Here is a 23,904-nt window from a genome sequence, read left to right as displayed (position 1 = left end):
AGATCACTGGAGACCCACATAGTCCGGGTTTTAAACTGGGTTGTCTGAGAAATAGTGCTCAAGAACGTGTGCCTGGCCACGGTGGAGTCGTTCGGCAAGCGCTGATCGGGAGATATCGAGCGAGTCAGCAACGTCCCTGAGCGATGCCTGTCGAGGAACATCGAAGTAGCCCGTCTCGTAGGCTGCACGGAGTGCTTCATGTTGCTTCTCGGAGACGCCGGGGAGACGATCGTTGTCGCCGCTCGATTCATACAGTCGGTCGAGTCGGAAATCCATGGCCAGTTTCCGGCAACTGTCACGATAGGCTGCAAGTTCGTCACGATCGGCGAACTGCTGTTTGAGATGTTCTCCATCGCTCGTCACCCACCATCGCTCGATGAGCGTTTTGTTGAACAGGAGTTCATCGATCTCTTCGGAGTATTGGTTCTCGAAAACAGTGTGGTAGATACGCACCGAACTCTCCTCGCTGATGGGGGTGAATTCTAGGACCGCAGGCTTGCTTTCGAGCGTTTCCTCGAACGTCTCGAACGATCGACAGACCACGCGGAGGACGAATACGATCGGTCCGGCAGCGGTCTGTTCGTCGTGTTCAACGGTGATCGTACACTCCGGTACCGCACGGGCGAGTTGAATCAGCGGATCGTGTTCTGAGAATAATCGGAATTCAGCAGTTAACCCCATGTATACTGTCTGTGCGCCTACTACTAACAGTCTTATACTCACTGGTCACCGAGGGTTGACCGGCCGATTGCGACAACTCTCCCAATGCAGACCGATTCTATACAAAGACGACTCTGCGGGCGTACTGCAGCGGAAAATCACGGCCTCACCCGTGGCAGGGTTTGAAAGATGTTAGAGTCGGTACGAGTTCTATGAAAGGACGAGTTAGTCCGAGCCGTGACGCGGCGTGAACCCGCAGTCTGTACACTCGAAGGAGTCGTATCGGACGGCGAGGTCGCCTGTACACGTTGGACAGCGGTACGCCGTTTCGGACGCGCTCTGACTGATTGCCATGTCTACAGCCGAGTGGTCGAGGGCAATAAGCGCACCTATTATTTAGATCTAAGAATAAGGTGACATTATAACACATACGATAGTCAATATCACCCGTCTCTCTCCTGGCGTGGAACGTCGAGTCGTACTAGTTACCGTCTGAGTTGCGGTGACAGTCGGGACAGTGACGGCCGTCAGAGGGAGAACAGCAACAGCCGCCAGGGCAGAAAGTGGCAGTTCGTCAGCGACGGAACAGCAACGCCCTCAGAACTGATACCGGCGCTCGTCGTCCATCGTCGGATACTGATTCGCACCCGTCATCTCGTCGAACGTCATCCCCGAGAGATATTCGTCGTAGGTTACGTCGAAGCCCGAGCGCAGGTGGAAGTCCATCGTTCCCGTCTCGACGGTCGACTGAAAGAGCATGTGAATCGCTCGGCGAACGAGTTCGTCGGTTTCGTCCGGCTCGAGTGCCGTCTCGAGCATGGCGAGTTCGTTTCGCGTCTCGCGGTCGAGCGAGACGGTGAGTTCCTCCCCAACCTCGCTGTACGATTCCTGCATCTCCTCGGAGAGTTCGTCGAGGGTCATAGCGGGGTGGAGGTGTGCCTGCTGGAAAGTCCTTTCGTGGTTTCGCTGTAGATGTGGGTGATGCGAGAGCACACAGGCGAAATCGAAGCAGATAGGAGAGCACACAGACGGAACCGAGCGCAGACAGAAGAGGACATAGACAGAGGCGAGAAACCGTGTGCTCACTCCGCGATAGAGCCGAGTTCCATCACGACTCCAACTGCGCCACCACCGCATCGTGGACCCGCTCGAGTACAACAGGATTGTCACTCGGCCGACCCACACTCACCGCATCCGCACCGTACTCGACGTACTCCCGAACCGTCTCCTCGTCACGGACGCCGTTGTTCGCGATTACGAAGAGGTCCGTGGCGTCCGCAATCTCGGCGATGACCGACTCCGTATCCATCGCGTCGACGTGGACGAACGACGCACCGGCAGACTCGAGTACACCCGCCAACACAGGCAACTCGACACCGGGGACTTCGGCGCGGACCTTCACACCGACGGCTGCGCTGGTGCTGGCTGCCGTTTCGACGTAGCCCGCCAGGCGATCCGTGTCCGCGAGGAGCGTCTCACCGCAGCCGACGGCGCACAGTTCGTCCTGTCGGCAGTGGGCGTTGATTTCGAGCAGTGCGTCATGCTCGTGACAGACCTGAGCCACGTCGCGGATCGGTTCCCGGGTCGCGCTGCGGACGTTGACCGCCGGCTGGATCGGGGTGGACTCGGGTTCGAGTGCCTGAAGCTGGCGGTCGACGAACGTGAGGGGGTCGTCGGGGAGGAACTCGGTTCGGTCGCGGGCGACGAGTTCGCGCGCGGCGGCTCTCGATCGGTCGTCGATGGCGATCCCGCCGAGGAAAGCACAGCCGGCGTAGTCGGCACCGGAACGGGCCCAGTCGGCGTCGGATTCGCCGCTCAAACTGGCGAGGGCGAGCGGTGGGGAGAACATCCTAGCTGACGATATCGATCGCTTCGGCGATGGCGCGGATAACTCGTTCGGCATCGGCCTCGCCGTCGATCCGGATATCGGTCTGGATCGTCGGCCGGTCGAACTCCGCGTCGTCGTCCGTGTCGATGACGTAGGCGTCTGCGAACGGGTAGGCGGCTGCGAGCCCCTCGGTGCTCGGCTCGGCGTTGACCGCTTCCATCAGGTCGCCCGCAGGACCGGAGAACGCCTCGTCGCCGAGGAACGGCGAGACGGCCACGACCGTCGTCTGGGCGAGTGCGTCCGCAAAGCCCGGCAGCGCGAGCATCGGGCCGATACTGGTGACCGGATTCGAGGGGCCGATAACGACGGTGTCCTCGAGTGCCTCGAGCACGCCGGGGGCCGGCTGTGCCATGGACGAGCCGCGGAACTCGACGGTTTCGACGGTCGGTTCGCCCCGGTGGCCGACCCAGTACTCCTGGAAGTGCATCATTCCGTCCGGCGTGTGAATCAGGGTCGCGACGGGGTCGTCGCTCATCGGGAGAAGATCGACCGAGAGTCCGAACGCGTCGGCGAGTGTGGCGATCGCCTCGCTCAGCGTCTCGCCCTGATCGAGGAGGCTGGTCCGCGTGAGATGGACAGCTCTGTCGCGGTCACCGATCGTCATGAATTCGGCGACGCCCGAAAAGCGACGCCAGTTGGCGAGCTCACGGCCGGCGGTCTGTTTCTCCGCGGGGAGATACTGTGGCCCCTCGGGGAGATCAGCTGCTGCCGCGATATCCATCAGCGCCGAGTTCGTTCGGTGCGTGTCGCCTGCGATGCCCCACCACGTGTCACGATCGAGGATCCCACCACCCTGAAAGAGTACCGTATCGACGTCCGGCGAGACGAACAGTCCGCCGAGTTCGATATCGTCGCCCGTGTTGGCGACAATTGTGGTCTCCTCCGGTGAGAACGCGGCGCCAGCACCGTCTAACAGCTTCGGCGTCCCGGTGCCCCCGGAGAGGAAGGTAACCATATTCCAGACTCTCGCCTGAGAATACTTAATCACTTGTGGCCCAGAGAGTGGTACCACACCGCACGAATTGTCAGAAACAGCGAACGAGCTACCAGACTAGTGGGCCGTCCGTTCCGAGAAAGCGGATCGCTCGCTGCCGCTACCGATTCCAGGCCGCGTCGTCCGGATCGACCAGTCGCTCACCCGCATCGAGGTCGTCGATCCGGTCGCGGTCGTCGTCCGTCAACTCGATCTCGCGCGCCTCGTAGTTCTCGTGGATGTGCTCGCCCGTCCCCTTCGGAATCGGAACGACACTCTCGCGGTCGTAGTGCCACGCCAGCGCGACCTGAATCGGCGTCGCGTCATGGTCGTCGGCGATCTCTTGCAGAACGCCGATCTCTGCGACATCAGCCTTGGCGATCGGGCAGTACGCGACCGTCTGAATGTCGTGCTCGCGGCCGAGCGAAACGAGTTCGTCCTGCTGCAGTTCGGGATGGAGTTCGATCTGGTGAGCCACGACCGGAGCATCGAGCATGGAGACGGCCTCCTCGAGAAGGTCCGGCGTGAAGTTACTCACGCCAACGTGGCGCGTCAGTCCCACCTCGACGGCCTCGTCGAACGCCGGCAGCGTCTCCTCGGCGTCGTACTCCCCCATCGGCCAGTGGACGTAGAGCAGGTCGACCGTGTCGACGCCGAGTCGGTCGAGACTTTCACGGGTGGACTCGAGTACGTCCTCCGCAGCCAGATTCGACGGGTGAACCTTCGTCGCGAGGAAGACGTCCTCGCGGTCGATGTCGGCCTGTTCGAGCGCGCGACCGACGGCTTCCTCGTTGTCGTACATCTGTGCGGTGTCGATGTGACGGTAGCCGGACTCGAGTGCGGTGACGACGGCGTCGGTACACGACTCGCCTTCGTGGCCGGAGGTGCCGAGACCCGGTTGCGGGAGTTGTGGTGACTGTGACGACATAGGACGGGCTACGGGGAGACGGTACACGGACGTGGGGGAAGCGGCAAGCGAGACAGTGACCGTTGAGTTGTGAAAACGCCGCTCAGTCGCCGATCCAGTCAGCGAAACTCCCTTCCAGCAGCGTCTCGCGCTGGCGGCGAACGTACGCTCGTTGCATGGTCTCGATCGCCGTTTCCAGGTCCGCGCCGTCGTCGACTGCCGAACGGACCTGTTCGCGCTTCCATCGGCCCGGCGTCAACTGCTGGCGCACACGCCGGCGCAGCGGGTAGAGGTACTTCGCGGCCTGCTCCTCGGTCAGACCACGACTCGTGAGCCCGTCCTCGGCGTGGGCCAGCAGATCCTCGTAGAGCGCCAGCGTGTCCGTCGTCTCCTTGCCGTCGTTGGTGATCCAGACGATATCCGCCTCGAGCCCGTCGCGCATGGCCGCGTAGAAGTTCTCGCGGGCAGTCTGCCAGTCGAGTTCGTGGACAGGGTGCTCGAGCCGAACCAGACTCTCGAGGAGGCCGGCGAACGCCGCGAGGAACGAGACGGAGTCCCGGACGGTTGGCTGGGCGGGAATCGGCCGAAACTCGATGCGCGCGTTCGCGGCCGAGCGCGTCGGCCCGCCGAACACGGGCCGAACCCACCGCCAGTAGGTGCCGTGCTTGCGACGGAAGTGGGGAAACTGGTCGTCGAAGCGCTCGCCCGCCTCGACGGGCATCGGAACCATCGTATCGTCGGTGGCAATGCGGTCGACGGCCTCCTCGACGGAGTCGAGATCCTGCGGGAATCGAACCTTCCCCTCGCCCGTGTTCGGGTCGTTCAGCACGGTTTCGAAGACGCTGATCCGGTGTTCCATCCACCCATCCGCGAGCACGTCCTCGGCCGTCGCCTCGTCGTCGTAGAGGTCGGCGGGGAAGAACGGCGAGTTCACCCCGAGCGCGAGCAGCGGGGCAGCGGTCCGGACGGCGTAGTTGAAGTACGTCGGCAGATCAGGGGCGTGGGCCACCTGATAGTGGGGCTGAATCGACGTGATCAGACTCTCGGGCATGACCGTATCGGCCTGCAAGGAGACGTTCGGTGCCTCGACTCGCATACCGGCCACGTCGGCTCTATCCGTGTTGGCCATCGCATGATAGCGCGCCGAGTCGCTCATGTTCGTTGCGACGCGAACGGATCGCTCGCCGCCCTCCGCAGCCTCGTCCTCCACGGTGCGCTCGACGCTGTCCGTGAGGTACGTCGTCGCGTCCTCGCCCTCCGGGGGAATCGTCCAGAGTCCGTCGCTGACCAGTCGCATGCGTTCAGACTGGGTCACGTTCAGCGCCGTCTGCAGACGCGCTTTGACCTCCGACTCCTGGGCCGCCAGCCCGTGGCCGTTCAGCGGCTGCGGACTCGTCGTCATCTCCGCGTTGTGCAGCCCGAGTTCCTTCTCGAAACCGATCAACTCGAGTAGCCGCCGCGGCACCCGCCGCAGCGTGGCGTCGTCGTCCTTGATCGCGTAGAACTCGTACTCGAGTCCGACGATGGCCTGTGGATTGTCGAAGACGCCGTCCTCGATGGCGTCTTTGATGACTTCGGCGTCGGCCTCGGCGTGCTCGCGGTAGCCGTCGGCGTCGACCGACAACACGTCTGTGACCCGCGCTGCGAGGTCCCCTGATGGCATACGTCGGTGTGGGTGCGCGACTGGTTTAAAGGTCCTCTTTGAACCTTTCTGCCCGTTAGAAAATATACATGGCATTTTGCTTCTTTATAGATCGTCTATGATATTGTACCATGAAAATATACTATAATCTTCGGAGGTTATATTAGTATCTAGAACTATCAAAAAGTTTTAATAACTCTTGGTCGAATTATCAGTTGGCTATGAAACAGCCTGACAACGAGGATAAAACCTCTAATTTCAGTAGACGAAGCGTTCTTGGGAGCGTTTTTGCGGCTAGTAGCTCCGCAACGGTCACTGGCATCGGAACTGTTGCCGCTGATGGTTCCCTTCAGTTTGTCGGGAAAACGTATGACCCAGTTACAGACAAAGTGCAGGATGATGCAACCGCAACTCTATATATTAACTCTGACGGGATTAAGGGGACTCTCTCCGCTGCAGGGTTCACGATTGAGGTAGGCTCTGACAACCGGCTATCTAGTGACAGCAACAATGATTCAGTTGATGTATACACGTTCTCAAAGACTGATCCACAATATACTGTTACTCATGATGATGTGGAACTTCCATTAAAAGGAAGGATTGACATCATCAATAATCGTATCACGGGTACGCTAAGACGGCCCTCTGCAGAGTACGGACCATTAGCATTTTCTTTGAACCCTGTATCAGAAGGGGTTTCCGCAGATGACGTCGAAAGCGCGCTAAAACCAGAAACACGTCGTGAAATTGTTACAGGATTTTCTGAAATTACTGTCCCAAATACAGGGGTTCCAACTAGTAATAGTATCCGGAACATTCCGACAAGGGATATGGAATCGGAAAAGGAGTATAATCGCTCCATTGATTCAGGTTCTAGGGTAACAGATGCAGACTCAGAAGCGGGAGTTGTCATGCGGAACCTCTCACCTGAGTCATCTGACTTACATGCATATCCCTCACGGTGCGATGAAAGTAGTCGTACAATGGAATGGGAATGTCAGTATGCAACCCTTGCAGATCGTCGATATGATTCTGATGGGGACTTACTAACATCAGAGCATGAAATCGCTTTTGCCAATACTAAACGCTGGTATATGCAATTATATTTCGAAGACACACCGGATCCTTATGTTGAATCTTGCGACCAAGATGAAGGTGTTCCATATCAGACGAATGTTGAGTTCTGGGCCGGTCATTCTGATGATAATGACTCCGAACTTAATGAGTTAGAATTTCGCCATCCCAGACCAAAGGATTCTAGTGAGGATCCGGATCCAAATTTCCTAGGTACTGTGTTAGATATTGCTGGAACAGTTGGGGGTAAATGGGGTTCAATCGGGAGCACAGTAATTGATTATGCGATTGCAGACGGGTCTGGAAGTAGCTCTGGACCAGATGTTTCAGAAGAAGGGTCTGGTGACGAGCAAGAATGGTATTGGGATATCCCGCTCGATAGTTACGCCAGTGATAATACAGGAAGTAATTATTTCCCAGCCCACCCAGATGATGTAGCTTCTGCTAGGATCACCGTTGATAACCATGCTGGACATGGATATTATAGAGAAGTTAGGACCCGCGCACGATTTGAGTGGGGGCACTTAGAGTATTATGATGAAGCATGCCCTTGTGAGCATTCGTCAACTATTGCAAAATGGTCCACAACTGACCTGATTGATCGGACTGGTGCTTATCAATCAGTTGATGTTTAGGACCCACACACAAATGGAACATAGGTAGCATACTTTACCTTATGGCCGAATCATAAGATATTTATTTGCCACGCCCATAAAATTATACAATGAAATATGATCGCAGGACCTACTTATCATCGGCCATTATAACTATCACTTTATCTGGGTGTACTGGGTTAATAAATAGCGGTCGCATACGATGGACAAGCCAATTAGGATCCGATATCAGGATTTTCCCAATAGTTTCGGATGAACGAATATATGTCGGAAGCCAAGGGGGTGGTGTCCACGTATTTGAGTTAAATACTGGCGAAAGAGTATGGAACACTGGACCACAAATGGACGACGTGGTCCGGGTGACACCGGCGGTAAGCGACGACGGTTTGTACATTGGAAGTACTGGTCAGACCGGCGTGTTGGACACAGTCTATGGGTTTCATCTGGACGGAACCAAGAACTGGTCATTCCGTCCAAATATTCCACAGTTACCCGTTCTCTCCTCACCAGCACTCGCAGCAGAGACCGTATACGTCGGTTGTAACGACTCGTTCGTGTACGCACTTGATTCCCGAGACGGAACGGAAGAGTGGGCGTTCGAAACGGGAGACAGCGTCCAGACCTCTCCCGCAGTCGACGACGGGACAGTCTACGCCGGCAGTCGTGATAACTCGCTATACGCCCTCAACGCTGCAGATGGGACTGAAGAGTGGGCGTTCGAAACCGAGAGCTCAATTGTCTCTGATCCGACCGTCGTCAATGGAACGATCTATATCGCGAATTCCGACGGCGTCCTCTCCGCGGTCGATACCCACGGTGAAGAATTGTGGTCGTTCGAGACGAACGGGGGTACCAATTCAAATCCCACTGTCGCTGACGGGACGGTGTACGTCGGCAGTGGCGATGGCAAACTATATGCCGTCGATGCCAGCGACGGAACCGAGGAGTGGACGTTCGACACAGATGGACTCGTCTTCTCGCCCTCGTCCGCCGACGGAATCGTCTACGTCGGATCCGCTGACAACTCGCTATACGCAGTCGACGCGGCTGACGGAAGCGAACGCTGGTCATACCAGACCGACGACGAGGTCGGGTCGACGCCAGCGATTAGTGACGAACTGGTTGTCGTCGGTAGTTTCGACGGCACGTTACACGCACTCGAGCGATAGCTCTTCCAGAAAGCTGTCTCAGTCGCCCGGTCTCAGAACCGTTTTAGCCTCCCCGGCGATAGACACCGCCGATGGAGTTCGCCACGTTCGCAGACCGCGCCGCCACGATCGAGGCCGAATCCGCGGATCTCGAGATCGTTGCCCACGTCCGCGACCTGCTCGCAGAGGCCGGCGACGATCTCCCAATCGTCGCCCGGTTCGTCCAGGGCCGGGTCTTCCCAGCCTGGGACTCGACCACGCTCGATATCGGGCCAAACACCTGCTACGAGGCTATCGCCCGTGCAGCGGGGACGAACGTCGACGCAGACGACGTGGAGGAGCGACTCGCCGACCGCGGCGAAATCGGTGCGGTGGCGGCGAGCTACGACTTCGGCGGCCAGCAGGGGTTGGGTGCGTTCATGAGCGGCGGTGGCAGTGGCGCTGGTGGTGCTGTCGACAACAATGACGACCAGGACGACCGCAACAACGGCGGCAACGGCAGCAACAGCGGCAACGACAGCAACAGCAGCAACGACAGCAACAGCAGCAACGGCACCGGCGACCTCACCGTCCGCGAAATAAACGACACCCTTACCGACCTCGCGGCCGCCGAAGGCTCGGGCAGCCAAGACCGGAAGGTCGACCTCCTCTTCGGGCTGTTCAACCGCTGCTCGAGCGACGAAGCGCGCTACCTCGCTCGCCTCGTCCTCTCCGAAATGCGCATCGGCGTCGGCGAGGGTACCGTCCGGGACGCCATCGCCGAGGCCTTCGAGGTTCCCCAAGAGCCGGTCGAACGCGCACTCCAGGTCTCGAACGACTACGGCCAGGTCGCGGAAACCGCCCGCGAGGACGGCGTCGACGGACTCGACGAGATCGACCTCGAGATCGGTCGCCCAGTCCAGGCCATGCTCGCGCAGGCGGGGACGGTTACGGATGCACTCGAGGAGTGGGACGAGGCTGCGGTCGAGTGGAAGTACGACGGGGCGCGAATCCAGTTACACTACGATCCAGCAGGCCCTGGCGGTCCAGACGGCGACAGCAACGGCGAGACGCACGTTTTCTCCCGGAACATGGAAGCGGTCACCGACGCACTCCCGGAGGTCGTCGAGTTTGCCGACGAACACCTCGACGGCCCCGCGATTCTGGACGGCGAGGTCGTCGCGATTGACGACGATGGCAACCCCTTGCCGTTTCAGGAGGTGCTCAAGCGCTTCCGGCGCAAGCACGACGTGGCGAAAGCCCGCGAAAACGTCTCTGTTCGCCCAGTCTTCTTCGACTGTCTCCACGCCGACGGCGACGACCTCCTCGAGGAGCCACTGGTCGAGCGACACAACCAACTCGAGTCGGTGCTCGCGATGGGCCCCCAGCAAGAACCCGAAGAGATCGACGGCTTCTCGCTGCTGTGGGTCACCGACAACCCTGACGAAATCGAGGCCGTCGACGCGGACGCACTCGAGGCCGGCCACGAGGGGATAATGCTCAAGAACCCCGATTCAGCGTACTCGCCGGGCCGGCGCGGAAAGAACTGGCAGAAGCGCAAACCGGACGTCGAGACGCTCGACTGCGTCGTCACCGGTGCGGAGTGGGGCGAGGGACGGCGGGCGACGTTCCTCGGGACGTTCGAGCTCTCGGTTCGCGACGGCGACGACCTGGAAACGGTCGGCAAGGTCGCGACGGGCATCACGGACGAGAAACTCGAGGAATTGACGGAACTGCTGGAACCCCACATCGTCGCGGAGGACGGAACGGCGGTCGAACTCGAGCCGGCCGTCGTTTTCGAGGTTGGCTACGAGGAGATCCAGACGTCGCCGACGTACTCGTCGGGCTATGCACTGCGATTCCCGCGATTCCTGGGTGTACGATACGACAAGGATACTGCGGGAGCGGAGACGCTCGAGCGACTCGAGACGCTGTTCGAATCGTAGCACCCTACAGCTTCTGCAGTTAGCGCGGGTGACACAGACGCGGCGTGGCGACGGTAGGTGAGCACGCTTAAGAGCCACGGCGAACAGGCTTCGCGTATGCAACCGCGCGATCTGTCCGATCACGTCGCCTACGAGGCGGGTCGGGGCATCGAGGAAGTCGCCCGCGAACTCGGGCGCGATCCCTCGGAGTTCGTCAAACTCGCCTCGAACGAGAACCCGCACGGACCCTCGCCGGCCGCCGTCGAGACTATCCGCGAGGCAGCCTCGACCGTCAGTTCCTACCCGAAATCAACACACACTGACCTCACCGAAGCCGTCGCCGACCACTGGGACATCTCACCCGCACAGGTCTGGCTGGCAAACGGTGGCGACGGGGCACTCGATTACCTCTCACGGGCCGTCATCGAACCCGGCGACGAGGTGCTCGTTCCGACGCCCGGATTCGCCTACTACGGTATGAGCGCCCGCTTCCACCACGGCGAGGTCAGTGAGTACAGCCTCGACCGCGAGGATGGATTCGCCCAGACCGCACAGGCAGTTCTCGAGGACTACGACGGCGAACGGATCGTCTATCTCACCAGCCCGCACAACCCGTCGGGGTCGACGATCGACCTCGCCGAAATCGAGCGCCTGGCAGACGAAACCGACGAGGAGACGCTCGTCGTCGTCGACGAGGCCTACGGCGAGTTCGCCGACGTCGAGAGCGCCATCGCACTTATCGAGGGCCGAGACGGCTTCGATTCGCGGGACGATATCGCCGTCTTGCGGACGTTCTCGAAGGCCTACGGCCTCGCCGGCCTCCGACTCGGCTACGCCGTGGTTCCCGACGAGTGGGCAGACGCCTACACGCGCGTGAACACGCCCTTCGCCGCGAGCGAACTCGCCTGCCGGGCCGGGCTGGCCGCCTTCGGCGACGACAAACACGTCGAGCGGACCGTCGAGACGGCACGCAAGTCCCGCACGGCCATGCGTGAGGATATCGATGCGCACGTCTGGGAGAGCGAGGGGAACTTCGCCCTCGCAGCTGTGGGCGACGCCAGTACGGTCGCCGAGACGATGCAGGAACGTGGCGTCATCGTCCGGGACTGTACGAGCTTCGGGCTACCCGGCTGTATCCGCATCACCTGCGGCACCGAGGCCGAAACCGAGCGCGCGATCGAGACGCTCAACGAGGTGCTCGCGGATCTCGGTCTGGATCTCGATTCCGATTCCGATTCCGATTCCGATTCCGAACCCAATCCCAATTCTGATTCCGGTCCCGCAGCCGACCACGAACGTGAGGTGTCCGACACGTGAGAATCGCGGTCACCGGGACCCCTGGAACGGGGAAGACGACCGCGACCGAACTGCTGGCTGATCGGCTCGCCAGAGAGCATGAGGGTGAGAGTGAAGCGGACAGCGAAGACGCGAACGCTGACGGTGAAGACATCGACCACGGCGAGGTCGAAGTCGTCCACCTCAACGACGTGCTCGCCGAAGAAGGCCTCTACACCGAGGTCGACCCCGACCGCGAGAGCAAGGTCGCCGACCTGGACGGGCTCGCAGCGTGGCTCGACGGCCACGACGCCGATACCCTCGTCGTCGACTCCCACCTCGCACACCACTTCGACGCTGACCGCGTCGCCGTCCTCCGGTGTGCCCCCGAAGAGCTTGCGGATCGACTCCGCGAACGCGGCGAAACCGAAGGAAAGGCGGCCGAAAATGCTGAGAGCGAGGCCCTCGACGTAATCCTCTCCGAAGCCGTCGACCAGCACGGACTCGAGTCCGTCTACGAAATCGACACGACCGATCGCGAGCCAGAAGCTGTCGCGGACGAACTCGCAGCCGTCGTTGCGGGTGAGCGCGAGCCGAGTGCTGGCGAGGTCGACTTTACGGAGTACCTGCTATGACACTCGATAAGTTCAGACCATACATCTCGCGCTTTCTGGATCCGTTCGTAAAGGGATTCGACCGCATCGGGATGAGCCCCGACGGCGTGAGTATCGTCGCGTTCGGGATGGCGGTGCTGGCCGCAGGGGCGTTCTTCCTCGGGGGGAGAGCAGCACCCGTCTGGTACGCCGTCGCCGCCGCGTTAGTCTTCCTGAACGGCTGGCTCGATATCGTCGACGGCGCACTCGCGCGAGAGCAGGAGGTTGCGTCGGCGGGCGGCGACCTGCTCGACCACGTGCTCGACCGGTACGCCGACATCGTCATCATCGCGGGTCTGGCGGCCGGCATCGGTGATTACCTGCTCGGCTTCCTCGCCGTTACGGGCGTCGTGATGACCTCCTACCTCGGAACCCAGGCCCAGGCTGTCGGCCTCGACCGGGTCTACGGCGGTCTCGTCGGTCGTGCGGACCGGCTGGCCATCATCGGTGTCGTCGGCTTTCTGGCCTATCCTGTTTCGGGCGAGGTCGCCGGTCTAACGCTGATCGGATGGCTACTGGTCTTCCTCGCCGTCGTCGGTCACCTGACGGCGCTTCAGCGCTTTTTCTACTCCTGGTCGGCACTCGAGTAGCGGTCTCAGGCTGGTGTGGGACTGTCTTCGGAACAGCAACGCGCCGCATGGTTTATGACTCGCCGCGATATAGATTCGTGCATGGTTCAGTGCGAGATGTGTGGCGCCGAGACGTCGTCTCCGAAGACCATCAAGGTCGAGGGCGCGAAGTTAGACGTGTGTTCGAACTGTACCGACTTCGGCACCGAAGTCAGACAGCCGTCGAGTTCGAGCACGTCCACCAAGTACTCGACCGGTTCCTCGTCCTCATCGTCGAGTTCGAGCGGCCAATCGGCCGGCTCGAGTGGGGCAAGTAGCTCGTCTTCGTCGAGTTCGAGTACCCAACGTCGGAACGATATGTTCGACGATATGGACGAACTCGCACCCGATTACGACGACCTCGTCCGGTCCGCACGCGAAAACAAGGGCCTCAGCCAGTCCGATCTGGCCAACGAGCTCAACGAGAAGTCGAGTCTCATCCGAAAGATCGAACGCGGCGATACCCTGCCGAGCGATCGCGTCCAGTCGAAACTCGAGCGCTTCCTCGAGATCGACCTGAGCGCAGAGGGAAGTTCGGGCGACGACTCCGAGTGGTCCGGCGGCTCCTCGTCGGGCAGTTACACGCTCGGTGACGTCGTCAAGCGCAAGGACTGAGCGCCGCTCGCGTCGAAGTAAGCTGGGAGCAACGGGAGACACACCCGATTGCGATGCGAGCGCGTCGTCTGTGCCACTCGAGTACGAGCCGCTGTCTGCCCCCGCATCCCACGTGGCGGTCGTGGCACGACATGGCGCGCTGACTCGCAAGCTATTTCTTTCGCGGGACGGGCCTCTCTCCTATAGCGATGTTCGTCCTCGTCAACCTGAAGACGTATCCGTGTGATCCAGTCGCCGTCGCGGAGGCCGTCCGCGATGTTAACGAGACTACCGACGCTCGCCTCGCCGTCGCGCCGCAGGCAGCACACCTCGAACGCGTCGCCGACACCGGCGCAGAGACCTGGGCACAGCACGTCGATCCGATCGAACACGGGAGCAACACCGGACACACGCTTGCGGAGTCCGTCGCCAACGCAGGTGCAGTCGGCACCCTGATCAACCACTCCGAGCAGCGCCTGAAACTCGCCGATATCGACGGCTCGGTGCAGGCAGCGGAGCGCGCCGGACTCGAGACGGTCGTCTGTGCGAACAACCCAGCACAGATCGGCGCGGCCGCGGCGCTCGGACCGGATGCCGTCGCCGTCGAACCGCCAGCACTGATCGGGACGGGAACGCCGGTCAGCCAGGCTGATCCGGATATCGTCGAGGACGCCGTGGATGCAGCCGAGAGCGTCGATAACGATGTGTCCGTGCTCTGCGGTGCGGGTATCAGCACGGGCGACGACGTGGTCGCTGCCAGCGACCTCGGCTCCGAGGGCGTCCTGCTCGCAAGCGGCGTCGCGAAGGCTGACGATCCGACGGCTGCACTTGAGGATCTGGTCGACCCGCTCTGAGCGGGCTTTTGCTCGGCCGTTCCCGCGATTTCTCACCACGGGTGTTCACAATGCCGGCACAGTAGACACCCGACCAAACACCTTTTCTCACAACACGACAACACATCTCGTATGAGCGACGAGCGGCCCGTGGCTGTCGCACTCGAGAATCGGCTCATGAGCCACGGCATCTACGTGACGGCGTTCGAACTCGAACAGGGGGACAGAGATGGGGATGAGGCTGAGGATGAGGATGGGGACGGAGACGCGAACGTGGACGGAAACCGACACGAGAGCGAGACCACCGGCGACGAGCAACTGGCTCCGATCGTACTCGAGTACGAAACCGTCTCGGAGGCACCGGGTGTGACGAGCAACGAGGTCGGTGCAGTACTCCGGACACTGCTGGCGGTCGCCGAGGAGCGCGAGTGGCAGCCGGGACGACTCGAGGTGACGTCGCTGACGACTGATGGAGTTCGTCGTGGAAGCTGGCACGTCGAAGCTGCGTGGTTCGAGCGGCTCTCGGACGACCTCTCGCAGGTCGAATTCTCACAGCGGGTACTCGAGACGATTTCGCAGGCATAGCGTCTGCAGCGGCCGCCGTGTGCTCCTGTCGAGAGTAGGTACCTTCATAATAGCTCACGAACCATCATCTCGACGAGAACGTATGTCCGGAGAACAGGTCTTCGTCTCGCACGCGCCAGGTGATCTCGAGCTCGTCCAGGATCTGTTCTCGACGGTGAAGAACTTCCCCTTTGGTGTCCACATCGCGCTCGAGGAGGTCGAATCCGGCGGCTCACGAGCGCGTCTCGAGGGCCGATTGGCGAACAGCGACGTGGTCGTCGCGGTGCTCACCAAGCGAGCGACGACCAGCCAGTGGATCAACCAGGAGATCGGTTACGCCCTCGCGAAGGGAATCCCCGTGTTGCCGCTGTACGATGACGAGTGTCGCCGTGGTGGCTTCATCAGCGATGTCGAAGGCGTCGTGATCGACCGCGAGAACCCCTCGGTGACGATTTTCAATCTGCTGTGTCGACTCCGGAGCGAACTCGCCCCGCTCGGCGCGCTCTCGGTGCCGAACTGGTACGTCCGGTTCCCGTGTACCGTGCCGAACTGTGACCAGTCGGTGACACTCGATATCGAACGCAATCAAACGAAACTCTGGAAACTCCACCAGCACGGCCAGGCCCTGTCTGCGGACTGTGGAAACTGCGGCTCGCGCTATTACTTCGATCCAGGGACGATCGGGTACTTGCGTCGTGAGGACGGCAGTAGTGGATCAAGAGCACGGTAATGTATATGGCTGTGCGGTAGCAGCTGGGACGGTACCTGAACAAGAGGCCAGTTGATCACGCAGTGTCCCGGTTTGGGACTCCATACGGCAGGCACTCGAGTCGGTATGGACAGCATATACCGGACAGGTAGGTTTCCGAACCGATGGGCGGTCAGTGAATGGACCCGATAACAAAGCTCCATTCGTGTGTTCGAGGAGACGTGCGAGGACGCCCTCGCACGGAGACGCTTCGTCCGTTGGGACGACATGCGGCAACTCGGCGATGCCAGTCGCCGGGTTCCTCCTCCCCTGTCAATTCCTGCGTCGAGCCGGCTTCGTGACGAGCCGATGCTGCGGCTGAAATCGGGACACCAATAGGGATACGGTCCCGACCAGCGCGTATGGACACTGCAGTGCAGGCGGATGAGCGCACATCGGTCTTCGATCGCGAAACGCTGCTGGTCGGTACCGTCGACATTGCTCTGTTGACGGCGTTGATCCTGTACGGTCAGTACTCACACGGGCTGGTCGACGGCATTCCCGCCCTGCTCGAGGCGTTGGCCCCGTTCCTGCTCGGCTGGGTCGCGATGACGGCGTTGTCGGGGTTGTACACTCGTAACAGTACGGCGTCGGTGATCGGAACGGCGCGACTGACGGCACTGACCTGGATCGCAGCGGCGAATATCGGACTGTCACTCCGTGTATCGCCGTTTCTCGATGGCTCGGCTGCCTGGCCGTTCGGCCTTGTCATCACCGGTTTCGGACTGGTCGCCCTCGTCGGCTGGCGTGTCGGGTATGCTGTGATCACCCGACGATAGCGTTTCGATCCTCTGTCATCTCCGGCATCAAACATATCATAGATGGTAAACACTATTCTGGCGCTGGTAGCAGTCTCATATTCTGAACTATCCCTTCAATCGTTTCTATGACTAGTGCCAACACTAAACACAGTCCTCTCCTCGTGCGTTTTTTCGTCGTGATATCTCGTTTCAGTGCCTCACCGAAGAATCTCTCTGCTATCGCATGATTATTCTTATCCATATCTGCTCTCTGATAAGCAACTCATAAGTTATGAGTATCCAGCACCCCAAATATGGATTAGAAACCGGTCCAATATCAAGCGATTATGGGAAACACTTATATACGCATTTCACGTACTATTGGATAGATTATGACTGGATATTACGACATTGTTCTTGGCCTCATCCCAGTCGCACTGCTTGGAATCACCGCAGCCCTGACGTTCGTCGGCGTTTCGTTGACCGCAGCCGTCCCGATCGGCGCATTCACCGCGATGGGGATCATCGGCCACGCGATGTTCGTCAACACGCCGGCCGACGCCTCCGATGAAGCCCGTTCCGCCAAGCCACCGCTCAACGCGGACTAGTCGTTCACTCCAGTCACTTTCCTTCTCCTTCTCTTTCTCTCCCTTTCTCTCCTCAAATCTCGAGTTGGAATTCACTCCCACCCCCTCCCTTCTACCACACTGCGGGCAGTCAGTGTCAGCGGTCACTACCCACAGACGACAAAAGCGGACGCACAGCAGCTGATAGCGTCCTCCTGAGCGTTGCGTCCTGACGGAAACAACGTTACTCGCAGGGACGAGAGCTGTCAGGGATAGCTGTATGGAAATGGGTAAGCTATGGTAACCACTGACAGTCAGTGCACACCAAGCCGCACGGAGGCAGCGCGGTTCGGAGCGAGTGGAACGAGTGAGAACCGCGGAAGTGCGATTGGTGTGCAAACAGTTTCAGTTGTTACTATGGTTTGAGGGGGACGCTGGCCAGGGGACCATCTTTGATTCACTGTGCGTACGAACCGTTTTCCGTTTCTGCTGCAATACCGCGATCGTTCTGCATTGCACCGATACAGAGTTACAGCAATCTGGACAGTCGGTAGGCGTCAGCTACGACTCGCCGAGCTGTACAACCTCGAATTCAATCAGTCGTACTGACTACACCCTATTTATCCGTCTTTCTCGAGCCTGCAGGTGCAATGTCTCCGACCAGACGAACGGCGATCAAAAGTGTTGGTGTCGCAAGTGGTCTCGCAGCGATCCCTGGGACGGTGTATGCACGCGGCGAGCACGAAGACGACGAACGCGAGAAGAAACGGAACGAGAAACCAGACGAGAAGAAGAAAAACGACGAGCCACCGATGGAACCGCCAACAGGCGGTGTCCGCGTCGCTCACCTCTCTCCGGACGCGCCGAACGTAGACGTATTCGTCGACGACCAACGGGTACTCGCAGACGTCCCTTACGGCGATATTTCGCCGTATCTCGAGCTCGAGCCGGGCACCTATCGCGTCCAGATTACGGCAGCTGACGATCCGGACGCGATCGTCTACGACGAGCAGGTGAGCGTCGAGGACGCCTTCTATACGCTCGCCGCCATCGGTGAACTCGAGGCCAACACGTTCGAGGTCCTCGTATTGACCGACGCCGGCTCCGCTGTGGTACGGCTCGTCCACGCGTCACCGGACGCCCCGGCTGTCGACGTCAGCGCTGCCGGCCAGCCGCTTTTCGAGAACGTCGCCTTCGGCGAGGCGTCTGATTACATTGCCGTACCTGCTGGCGATTACACACTCGAAATCTCCCCGGCGGGCGATCAGGAGACGGTCGTCGCCGCCGTAGACGTCACCCTCGAACTCGCGACACCGTACACGGCGTTTGCGACCGGCTACCTCGAACCGCCGGCAGATCTGGAAGATCGGGCGTTCGAGGTGTTGCTCACGCCGGACGGTCCGGCAGCCATCGAAGCGGAGACACCTGCGCAAGCAAACTGAGCTGTCGACCCCGAATCACGACGTATACGGATCGGTGTAACGGGCCCCGGTGATCGATCGTCGAATCATGGTTTAGCCCGTTCAAACTCCGGCTCAGTCGGTTTTTCGACCGCTTTCCGCACGGAGTTCGTAATAGCCGTTTGACCCCTGGACAAAAGCGTTCGCGTTCATTCACAACGCGAGGTGCTAACGCTGACAGCCTTCGTTACGTGGCTGGTCGAACTTTGAATCCGTACCGCGTCACGCCCTCCTGCGTGTAGATTCGCCGAATTGTCGTCTCGATTTCATCGTCGACTGCAAAGGCGTCAGGTGCAGCGTCGGTCCCCATCGCAGGGAGGCTCACGGTCCCCTCACCTGTCTCCGTTCTCGAACTCTCTGCAACCGGAAGTTCGACGATCGCCGCCGCGTAATCTCCCGCTTGCGACTGCTGTGGCGCGAACTCCGGCGGCGCACCACCCTGTGAAATCGTCGTCACAGCCTCAATTCGACCCGTATCTGCGAGTTCGACTGCCTCGTACTCGGCAAGCGACCCACACTCATCACAGGCACCCTCCGGCGGGAACGCGAGCGCGCCACACTCCGGACAGCGGCCCGCCTCGAGTCGGTACCGCTGTGGGATCGACCGCCGCCACGACGGAACGCTGACGTACGCACCGCCGCCCGACGGTGGTCCTGCCGTGACGACGCTGCGCTGGCGGAGGTACTCGGCGTACGAGAGTGTCTGCTCGTCGTCTTCGCTATCTCCATCCAAGTCAACCTGTGCCGGAACGCTCCCACTGCACTCGAGTACCAGCGCGTCAGCACCGGCTCCACTACCGAATGAGACGCCCAGAATCGACTCGTGACCCTCTGCGAGCGCGCTGGCGAGCGAGACGGGGACGCTCGCGGCACCGAGGTCGCCAAGGTCGTGAACCGTTGCAGCGGCCTGGATCTCGTCGGTGCCCACGCCGGCCGCGCCGGCGGCGCGGTAGGGGAGTTTCCCGTTCGGTGCCTGGATAGCAGCGGCCGCTGGCTCGAGGTCGTCGTTGGAATTGGACTCGAGTGCAGCCACAGCGCCAGCGATGGTTTCGGTGAACGCCTGGCGGTCGTACTGGGTGACGCCGAGGCCCTGAGTCTCCTCCTCGCCGGTGTTCCGGAAGCGGGTGCCGGGGTAGGGGCGGGAGTACTCGGCGCGGTCGACGATGTTGGCGGGACCGCTCGATTCGAGGACGAACGCAGCGCTGCCTGCGCCGGCGGCGTGGTCGAGTTCGCTGTCGGGTTCACCGACCGGTGCGTCGGCGGCGACGACGAGCCCCGTCGTGGTCTCGTCAGCAGCGACGGCGTCTATGCCGGCCCAGAGCGCGCGGGTGCCGGCTCGCGTGCTGCCGGTGAAGACGTGACGGGTAGCCGCCTCGCTGACGGCGAGCATCGCGCCCAGACGGGCCGTCAAGTCCTCCTCTGCGAGCGGTGGGCGAGAGGATGCGAAGCCGAGCCAGTCGATAGCCTCGCCAGTAAGGTCGGCTGACTCGAGTGCACGCGTCGCGGCCTCGTAGCCCATCGTCAGAGCATCCTCGTCGGCTGCGGGAACGGCCTTCTCGGAGATACCGGAGGCCTGGAAGTGACCCCAGGCGTCTGCGAATTCTTCGGCCATAATACGGAATCGCGGTGCGTACGCGCCGACAGCAGTAATAGCGACCATCAGGCGCTCACCTCCGTTTCCTTCTCGAAAATATGAATGACAGATGCACCGCCGCTGCCCCCAACGTTGTGGGTGAGCCCACGGGTGGGGTTCTCGACCTGTCGATCGCCGGCCTTGCCCGAGAGCTGTTTGAACGCCTCGACGACCTGACCGGAACCGGTTGCGCCGATCGGGTGGCCCTTCGACTTGAGCCCGCCCGATGTATTGACGGGGAGATCACCGCCGAGTTCGGTCGCGCCGGATTCAATGAACTCGCCAGCCTCGCCCTTCTCACAGAAGCCGAGATCCTCGTAGGCCAGCAGTTCGGCGATTGCAAAGCAGTCGTGGACCTCCGCGAAATCGAGTTCCTCGGGGCCGATGTCGGCCATCTCGTAGGCCGTCTCGGCGGCACGCTGGCTCGCCGGGACGCCCGTGTAGGAATCGCGCTGGAAGAGGCCAACACTGTCGCTGCCAGCACCGACGCCGGCGACGCGGATCGGATCGTCCGTATAGTCGTCGACGACATCCTCGCTGACGATCAGTGCACAGGCCGCGCCGTCGGAGGTCGGACAGCAGTGATAGAGATTGAGCGGATCCGCGACGACCGGTGCCGACTGGGCGTCCTCGAGTGAACACTCGAATCCCAGTTGCGCGTGCGGGTTCTTCGCGCCGTTGGCGTGGTTCTTGACGGCGACGCGCGAGAGCTGTTCGCGCGTGGTGCCGTACTCCTCCATGTGGGCGCTTGCCATCTGGGCGTACACCCCGGAAAAGGTGGTGCCAGAGAGGCGCTCCCACTCGGTTTCACCGGAGACGCCGAGCCAGTATTTCGTCGCGTCCGAACTCATGTCAGTCATGATCTCGAAGCCGCCCGCGAGGACGACGTCCGCCATGCCGGACTTGACTGCCTGGACGGCCTGGCGAGTCGCAAAGCCACTCGCTGCGCAGGCGTTTTCGACGCGCGTGCACGGAACGCCATCGAGACCGACGTGTTCGGTTACTGCCGGCCCCGAGAGTCCGAGCTGGCGGCCACCGACGCCGAGCGTGCCGATGAAGGCTTCGTCGACGTCGTCCGTCTCGACTCCGTTCGGAACGCTCGCTACTGCGTCTTCGAACGCCGTTCGGAACAATGAGCGGTAGCTCTCGGATGGAAAAGCCCCGTAGGCCGACTGCCCCGCACCGACGAGGTAGGCATCTCGCATACTCGTGAACGGAGTGCCCGGTATGAAATAGATTTCGTCAATGGTTCGCATGGCATCAGTACTGACAGCTCTCCCGGCGATTCCTCGGCTGTTATCAGACTACTCGAGACGGGGCTACGCGTGGCGACGACGATTTTCGGTTGCAGAAACGACCATCGATTCGATCATCCGTACGACGACTGTCCCGAGCGGTACTGGAACCATACGGGAACGGACGACATGATCTCATCACATATCGACACCATACGACAGTATACGGCATCATACAGCACCATACCAGCACCATACCATATCGCACCGATGCCAACCGACTCGAGTACCCCCGGTCAACGAGTCATTGGGTCGCGAGACGGTCGGCGATGGCACTCCGTACCGTCACTGGGTTCAAACGGCTGTTTCTCGTACTGGATGACGACATGTCACGCGCGGCCGACCTCGTCTCGGTTCTCGAGTCCGCCTCCTCGCTCGTCGTCGTCTGTCACGACAATCCGGACCCCGACTGTCTGGCCAGCGCACTCGCACTCGAGACGATCGCAGGTGAACACGATGTCGAGGAGGTGGTGATCACGTACGGCGGTGATATTTCACACCAGCAGAATCGAGCGTTCGTCAACATGCTCGCACTCACTGTCGTCCCACTCGACGGCGTGACGTTCGAGGAGTTCGACTGTCTCGCATTCGTCGATCACACGAGTGGACAGAACACGTCACTCGATACGGAGATCGAACCGGATATCGTCGTTGATCATCACCCCGGCGGTGATGACGGGGCGGAATTCACAGATATCCGGACCGAGTACGGCGCGACAGCGACCATCTTCGTCGAGTACCTCGGGGAACTCGACATCGAGTTGACGAGCCGACTCGCCTCGGCACTGTTGTTTGCACTCCATCGTGAGCGCCTCGATTTCGTCCGCGAGCCGACGCGACGAGAGTATGAGGCTGCACTTTCGGTCTACGCTGACGCCGAACTCGAGGTTCTCGAACAGTTGTATGGAAGTGCGTTTTCGCCGGGCACGCTCGACGCAATTGGCCGGGCAATCGACACCCGCGAGCGCCGGGCGTCCTCGATGGTCGCGAATGTCGGTAAAACGGCTGAGACGGACGCACTACCTCAGGCGGCAGATTACCTGCTCAATCTCGAGGGCGTCGATACGGTACTCGTCTACGGCATCGTCGGCGACGCGATTCGAATCAGTGGTCGCTCGATCGATCCGCGGATCAACATGGGCGAAACGCTCGACGATGGATTCGGTGATCTGGGATCGGCGGGCGGCCACCACGATATGGCCGGTGGTCACATCGAACTCGGCATTTTCGCGGACGAGGCAGGCGACGCGGAACAGCTTCTGGACTTCGTCAGTGGCCGAATTTCGAGTCGTTTTTTCGAGGCGCTGAATCTCGACGACTAACGGCGAGGGTGTGAGGAGTAGGGTGCAGAGTGCAAGGTGTTGGGCGCAGGGTGCAGAGTGCAAGGTGTTGGGCGTAGGGTGCAGAGTGCAAGGTGTTGGGCGCAGGGTGCAGAGTGCAAGGTGTTGGGCGCAGGGTCCAGAGTGGGAAGCACAGAAGACGGTAAACTGGCGTGACTGTGATCGACTGGAACTCAGTCGATATCGATCCGGTGGGATTCACTGTCCGGTTCACGCTTTGGAAGCCGAATCGTCAGAATCCCGTTGTTAATCGTCGCATCGACGCCGTCAGAATCGACAGCAGCCGGCAGCGTCACCTTGCGACTAAACGACTGTACCTCTCGCTCCCGTCGGATGTAGACGCCGCGTTCCTCGTCGTCGTGGCCCTCCGCGTGCTCGCGCTCGCCCTCGATCGTGAGCAACTCGCCAGCCAGTCGAATATCGAGGTCGTCAGCCTCGTAGCCTGGAACGTCGACAGTGACGATGAACTCCTCGTCCTCGTCTGCGATATCGAGGCTGGTCGAACCGCTCCCCACATCCATCGAGAAATTGAATTGGCGTCGGTCTCGGCCCTGACCTCCCCCGTCCACGCTCTGCTCCCAGGATCGAGCAGCCGTCTCGAGTTGCCGGTTGAGCTTGTCGAGCAGTTCCTCAATGCCGTCGAACGGACTCGATCTGTCTGACATAGTCAGTACGACGTACGCTATCGATACCGAAAAAGGCCACTTCAGGTCCGTCTGACCGTCAGTGACGATAACGTGTTGTGGCATGGTAGCGCCGGCCGTAGGGAATGGAACAACGCACAG

General features: G+C 60.7%; 24 protein-coding genes. 14 read left to right on the top strand and 10 right to left on the bottom strand.

The window, feature by feature from the left end; all coding sequences use genetic code 11:
- Positions 1-30: 30 nt before the first annotated feature.
- From NMAG_RS02895 to NMAG_RS02870, 7 genes are all read right to left on the bottom strand, one after another.
- A complete protein-coding gene (locus tag NMAG_RS02895) occupies positions 31-681 on the bottom strand; it encodes a helix-turn-helix domain-containing protein (RefSeq protein WP_004216353.1) in 651 nt (216 codons plus the stop codon).
- A 204-nt stretch (positions 682-885) separates the two neighbouring features.
- On the bottom strand, positions 886-1,014 hold the full coding sequence (locus NMAG_RS22620; protein ID WP_004216352.1) for a hypothetical protein: 129 nt from the start codon (positions 1,012-1,014) through the stop codon (positions 886-888).
- A gap of 243 nt (positions 1,015-1,257) precedes the next feature.
- Positions 1,258-1,581, bottom strand: coding sequence for a hypothetical protein (locus NMAG_RS02890; protein WP_004216351.1), 324 nt, complete (start codon positions 1,579-1,581; stop codon positions 1,258-1,260).
- A gap of 187 nt (positions 1,582-1,768) precedes the next feature.
- Positions 1,769-2,509: a tRNA-dihydrouridine synthase gene (locus NMAG_RS02885; RefSeq protein WP_004216350.1), complete on the bottom strand. Its 741-nt coding sequence runs from the start codon at positions 2,507-2,509 to the stop codon at positions 1,769-1,771.
- A 1-nt stretch (position 2,510) separates the two neighbouring features.
- The gene (gene cofD / locus NMAG_RS02880; RefSeq protein WP_004216349.1) at positions 2,511-3,503 is read right to left on the bottom strand and encodes a 2-phospho-L-lactate transferase; all 993 of its coding nucleotides are present in this window, start codon (positions 3,501-3,503) and stop codon (positions 2,511-2,513) included.
- 139 nt (positions 3,504-3,642) lie between these two features.
- The gene (locus NMAG_RS02875; RefSeq protein ID WP_004216348.1) at positions 3,643-4,449 is read right to left on the bottom strand and encodes an aldo/keto reductase; all 807 of its coding nucleotides are present in this window, start codon (positions 4,447-4,449) and stop codon (positions 3,643-3,645) included.
- An 82-nt stretch (positions 4,450-4,531) separates the two neighbouring features.
- Positions 4,532-6,091 carry a hypothetical protein gene (locus tag NMAG_RS02870; RefSeq protein ID WP_004216347.1) on the bottom strand — a complete coding sequence of 520 codons (1,560 nt, stop codon included), beginning with the start codon at positions 6,089-6,091 and terminating at the stop codon, positions 4,532-4,534.
- Positions 6,092-6,291: 200 nt separating this feature from the next.
- Here NMAG_RS02870 and NMAG_RS21435 point away from each other — a divergent pair, with 200 nt between their 5' ends.
- The 13 genes from NMAG_RS21435 (at position 6,292) to NMAG_RS02810 (ending at position 18,833) form a co-directional block, all read left to right on the top strand.
- The gene (locus tag NMAG_RS21435; protein ID WP_012996385.1) at positions 6,292-7,779 is read left to right on the top strand and encodes a hypothetical protein; all 1,488 of its coding nucleotides are present in this window, start codon (positions 6,292-6,294) and stop codon (positions 7,777-7,779) included.
- Between the two features lie 89 nt (positions 7,780-7,868).
- Complete coding sequence (locus tag NMAG_RS22615) at positions 7,869-8,927, top strand: outer membrane protein assembly factor BamB family protein (RefSeq protein WP_012996384.1); 1,059 nt, start codon at positions 7,869-7,871, stop codon at positions 8,925-8,927.
- 71 nt (positions 8,928-8,998) lie between these two features.
- A complete protein-coding gene (locus NMAG_RS02860; protein ID WP_004216345.1) occupies positions 8,999-10,831 on the top strand; it encodes an ATP-dependent DNA ligase in 1,833 nt (610 codons plus the stop codon).
- 96 nt (positions 10,832-10,927) lie between these two features.
- Complete coding sequence (hisC, locus tag NMAG_RS02855) at positions 10,928-12,127, top strand: histidinol-phosphate transaminase (RefSeq protein ID WP_004216344.1); 1,200 nt, start codon at positions 10,928-10,930, stop codon at positions 12,125-12,127.
- Entirely contained in the window at positions 12,124-12,720 is a 597-nt protein-coding gene (locus NMAG_RS02850) for an adenylate kinase family protein (protein WP_004216343.1), read from the top strand. Before hisC ends, NMAG_RS02850 begins: the two co-directional genes overlap by 4 nt.
- Positions 12,717-13,328 carry a CDP-alcohol phosphatidyltransferase family protein gene (locus NMAG_RS02845; RefSeq protein ID WP_004216342.1) on the top strand — a complete coding sequence of 204 codons (612 nt, stop codon included), beginning with the start codon at positions 12,717-12,719 and terminating at the stop codon, positions 13,326-13,328. Before NMAG_RS02850 ends, NMAG_RS02845 begins: the two co-directional genes overlap by 4 nt.
- An 81-nt stretch (positions 13,329-13,409) precedes the next feature.
- Positions 13,410-13,961 carry a multiprotein bridging factor aMBF1 gene (locus NMAG_RS20790; protein WP_012996383.1) on the top strand — a complete coding sequence of 184 codons (552 nt, stop codon included), beginning with the start codon at positions 13,410-13,412 and terminating at the stop codon, positions 13,959-13,961.
- Positions 13,962-14,149: 188 nt separating this feature from the next.
- A complete protein-coding gene (tpiA, locus tag NMAG_RS02835; RefSeq protein ID WP_004216340.1) occupies positions 14,150-14,794 on the top strand; it encodes a triose-phosphate isomerase in 645 nt (214 codons plus the stop codon).
- Positions 14,795-14,905: 111 nt separating this feature from the next.
- Entirely contained in the window at positions 14,906-15,358 is a 453-nt protein-coding gene (locus tag NMAG_RS02830; protein ID WP_004216339.1) for a hypothetical protein, read from the top strand.
- Between the two features lie 82 nt (positions 15,359-15,440).
- Positions 15,441-16,067, top strand: a complete 627-nt coding sequence (locus NMAG_RS02825) for a toll/interleukin-1 receptor domain-containing protein (RefSeq protein ID WP_004216338.1) — start codon at positions 15,441-15,443, stop codon at positions 16,065-16,067.
- A 380-nt stretch (positions 16,068-16,447) separates the two neighbouring features.
- Positions 16,448-16,864 (top strand): DUF3054 domain-containing protein, encoded by a 417-nt coding sequence (locus NMAG_RS02820; RefSeq protein WP_004216337.1) that lies wholly within the window; start codon positions 16,448-16,450, stop codon positions 16,862-16,864.
- Between the two features lie 353 nt (positions 16,865-17,217).
- Complete coding sequence (locus NMAG_RS02815) at positions 17,218-17,433, top strand: hypothetical protein (protein WP_004216336.1); 216 nt, start codon at positions 17,218-17,220, stop codon at positions 17,431-17,433.
- 608 nt (positions 17,434-18,041) lie between these two features.
- Entirely contained in the window at positions 18,042-18,833 is a 792-nt protein-coding gene (locus tag NMAG_RS02810) for a DUF4397 domain-containing protein (RefSeq protein WP_004216335.1), read from the top strand.
- A 205-nt stretch (positions 18,834-19,038) separates the two neighbouring features.
- On the opposite strand, the gene NMAG_RS02805 is transcribed toward NMAG_RS02810, so the two are convergent.
- Entirely contained in the window at positions 19,039-20,511 is a 1,473-nt protein-coding gene (locus tag NMAG_RS02805) for a zinc ribbon domain-containing protein (RefSeq protein ID WP_012996382.1), read from the bottom strand.
- Positions 20,511-21,689 carry a thiolase domain-containing protein gene (locus NMAG_RS02800; protein WP_012996381.1) on the bottom strand — a complete coding sequence of 393 codons (1,179 nt, stop codon included), beginning with the start codon at positions 21,687-21,689 and terminating at the stop codon, positions 20,511-20,513. Before NMAG_RS02800 ends, NMAG_RS02805 begins: the two co-directional genes overlap by 1 nt.
- 359 nt (positions 21,690-22,048) lie before the next feature.
- Here NMAG_RS02800 and NMAG_RS02795 point away from each other — a divergent pair, with 359 nt between their 5' ends.
- Positions 22,049-23,101 carry a DHH family phosphoesterase gene (locus NMAG_RS02795; protein ID WP_004214202.1) on the top strand — a complete coding sequence of 351 codons (1,053 nt, stop codon included), beginning with the start codon at positions 22,049-22,051 and terminating at the stop codon, positions 23,099-23,101.
- A gap of 191 nt (positions 23,102-23,292) precedes the next feature.
- On the opposite strand, the gene NMAG_RS02790 is transcribed toward NMAG_RS02795, so the two are convergent.
- Positions 23,293-23,784, bottom strand: a complete 492-nt coding sequence (locus NMAG_RS02790; protein ID WP_004214201.1) for an Hsp20/alpha crystallin family protein — start codon at positions 23,782-23,784, stop codon at positions 23,293-23,295.
- Positions 23,785-23,904 lie beyond the last annotated feature (120 nt).

The organism is Natrialba magadii ATCC 43099, assembly GCF_000025625.1.
GTDB lineage: Archaea > Halobacteriota > Halobacteria > Halobacteriales > Natrialbaceae > Natrialba > Natrialba magadii.
This window is presented reverse-complemented; position numbering and strand designations above follow the sequence as displayed.

Coding starts and splice junctions, on each gene's coding strand:
- NMAG_RS02875 (WP_004216348.1), bottom strand. CDS start 4,449: ATGTCGTCACAGTCACCACAACTCCCGCAACCGGGTCTCGGCACCTCC.
- NMAG_RS02895 (WP_004216353.1), bottom strand. CDS start 681: ATGGGGTTAACTGCTGAATTCCGATTATTCTCAGAACACGATCCGCTG.
- NMAG_RS20790 (WP_012996383.1), top strand. CDS start 13,410: ATGGTTCAGTGCGAGATGTGTGGCGCCGAGACGTCGTCTCCGAAGACC.
- NMAG_RS02805 (WP_012996382.1), bottom strand. CDS start 20,511: ATGGTCGCTATTACTGCTGTCGGCGCGTACGCACCGCGATTCCGTATT.
- NMAG_RS02795 (WP_004214202.1), top strand. CDS start 22,049: ATGGCACTCCGTACCGTCACTGGGTTCAAACGGCTGTTTCTCGTACTG.
- NMAG_RS02825 (WP_004216338.1), top strand. CDS start 15,441: ATGTCCGGAGAACAGGTCTTCGTCTCGCACGCGCCAGGTGATCTCGAG.
- cofD (WP_004216349.1), bottom strand. CDS start 3,503: ATGGTTACCTTCCTCTCCGGGGGCACCGGGACGCCGAAGCTGTTAGAC.
- NMAG_RS02800 (WP_012996381.1), bottom strand. CDS start 21,689: ATGCGAGATGCCTACCTCGTCGGTGCGGGGCAGTCGGCCTACGGGGCT.
- NMAG_RS02845 (WP_004216342.1), top strand. CDS start 12,717: ATGACACTCGATAAGTTCAGACCATACATCTCGCGCTTTCTGGATCCG.
- NMAG_RS22615 (WP_012996384.1), top strand. CDS start 7,869: ATGAAATATGATCGCAGGACCTACTTATCATCGGCCATTATAACTATC.
- NMAG_RS22620 (WP_004216352.1), bottom strand. CDS start 1,014: ATGGCAATCAGTCAGAGCGCGTCCGAAACGGCGTACCGCTGTCCAACG.
- hisC (WP_004216344.1), top strand. CDS start 10,928: ATGCAACCGCGCGATCTGTCCGATCACGTCGCCTACGAGGCGGGTCGG.
- NMAG_RS02890 (WP_004216351.1), bottom strand. CDS start 1,581: ATGACCCTCGACGAACTCTCCGAGGAGATGCAGGAATCGTACAGCGAG.
- NMAG_RS02885 (WP_004216350.1), bottom strand. CDS start 2,509: ATGTTCTCCCCACCGCTCGCCCTCGCCAGTTTGAGCGGCGAATCCGAC.
- NMAG_RS02820 (WP_004216337.1), top strand. CDS start 16,448: ATGGACACTGCAGTGCAGGCGGATGAGCGCACATCGGTCTTCGATCGC.
- NMAG_RS21435 (WP_012996385.1), top strand. CDS start 6,292: ATGAAACAGCCTGACAACGAGGATAAAACCTCTAATTTCAGTAGACGA.
- NMAG_RS02810 (WP_004216335.1), top strand. CDS start 18,042: ATGTCTCCGACCAGACGAACGGCGATCAAAAGTGTTGGTGTCGCAAGT.
- NMAG_RS02790 (WP_004214201.1), bottom strand. CDS start 23,784: ATGTCAGACAGATCGAGTCCGTTCGACGGCATTGAGGAACTGCTCGAC.
- NMAG_RS02815 (WP_004216336.1), top strand. CDS start 17,218: ATGACTGGATATTACGACATTGTTCTTGGCCTCATCCCAGTCGCACTG.
- NMAG_RS02870 (WP_004216347.1), bottom strand. CDS start 6,091: ATGCCATCAGGGGACCTCGCAGCGCGGGTCACAGACGTGTTGTCGGTC.
- NMAG_RS02860 (WP_004216345.1), top strand. CDS start 8,999: ATGGAGTTCGCCACGTTCGCAGACCGCGCCGCCACGATCGAGGCCGAA.
- NMAG_RS02830 (WP_004216339.1), top strand. CDS start 14,906: ATGAGCGACGAGCGGCCCGTGGCTGTCGCACTCGAGAATCGGCTCATG.
- tpiA (WP_004216340.1), top strand. CDS start 14,150: ATGTTCGTCCTCGTCAACCTGAAGACGTATCCGTGTGATCCAGTCGCC.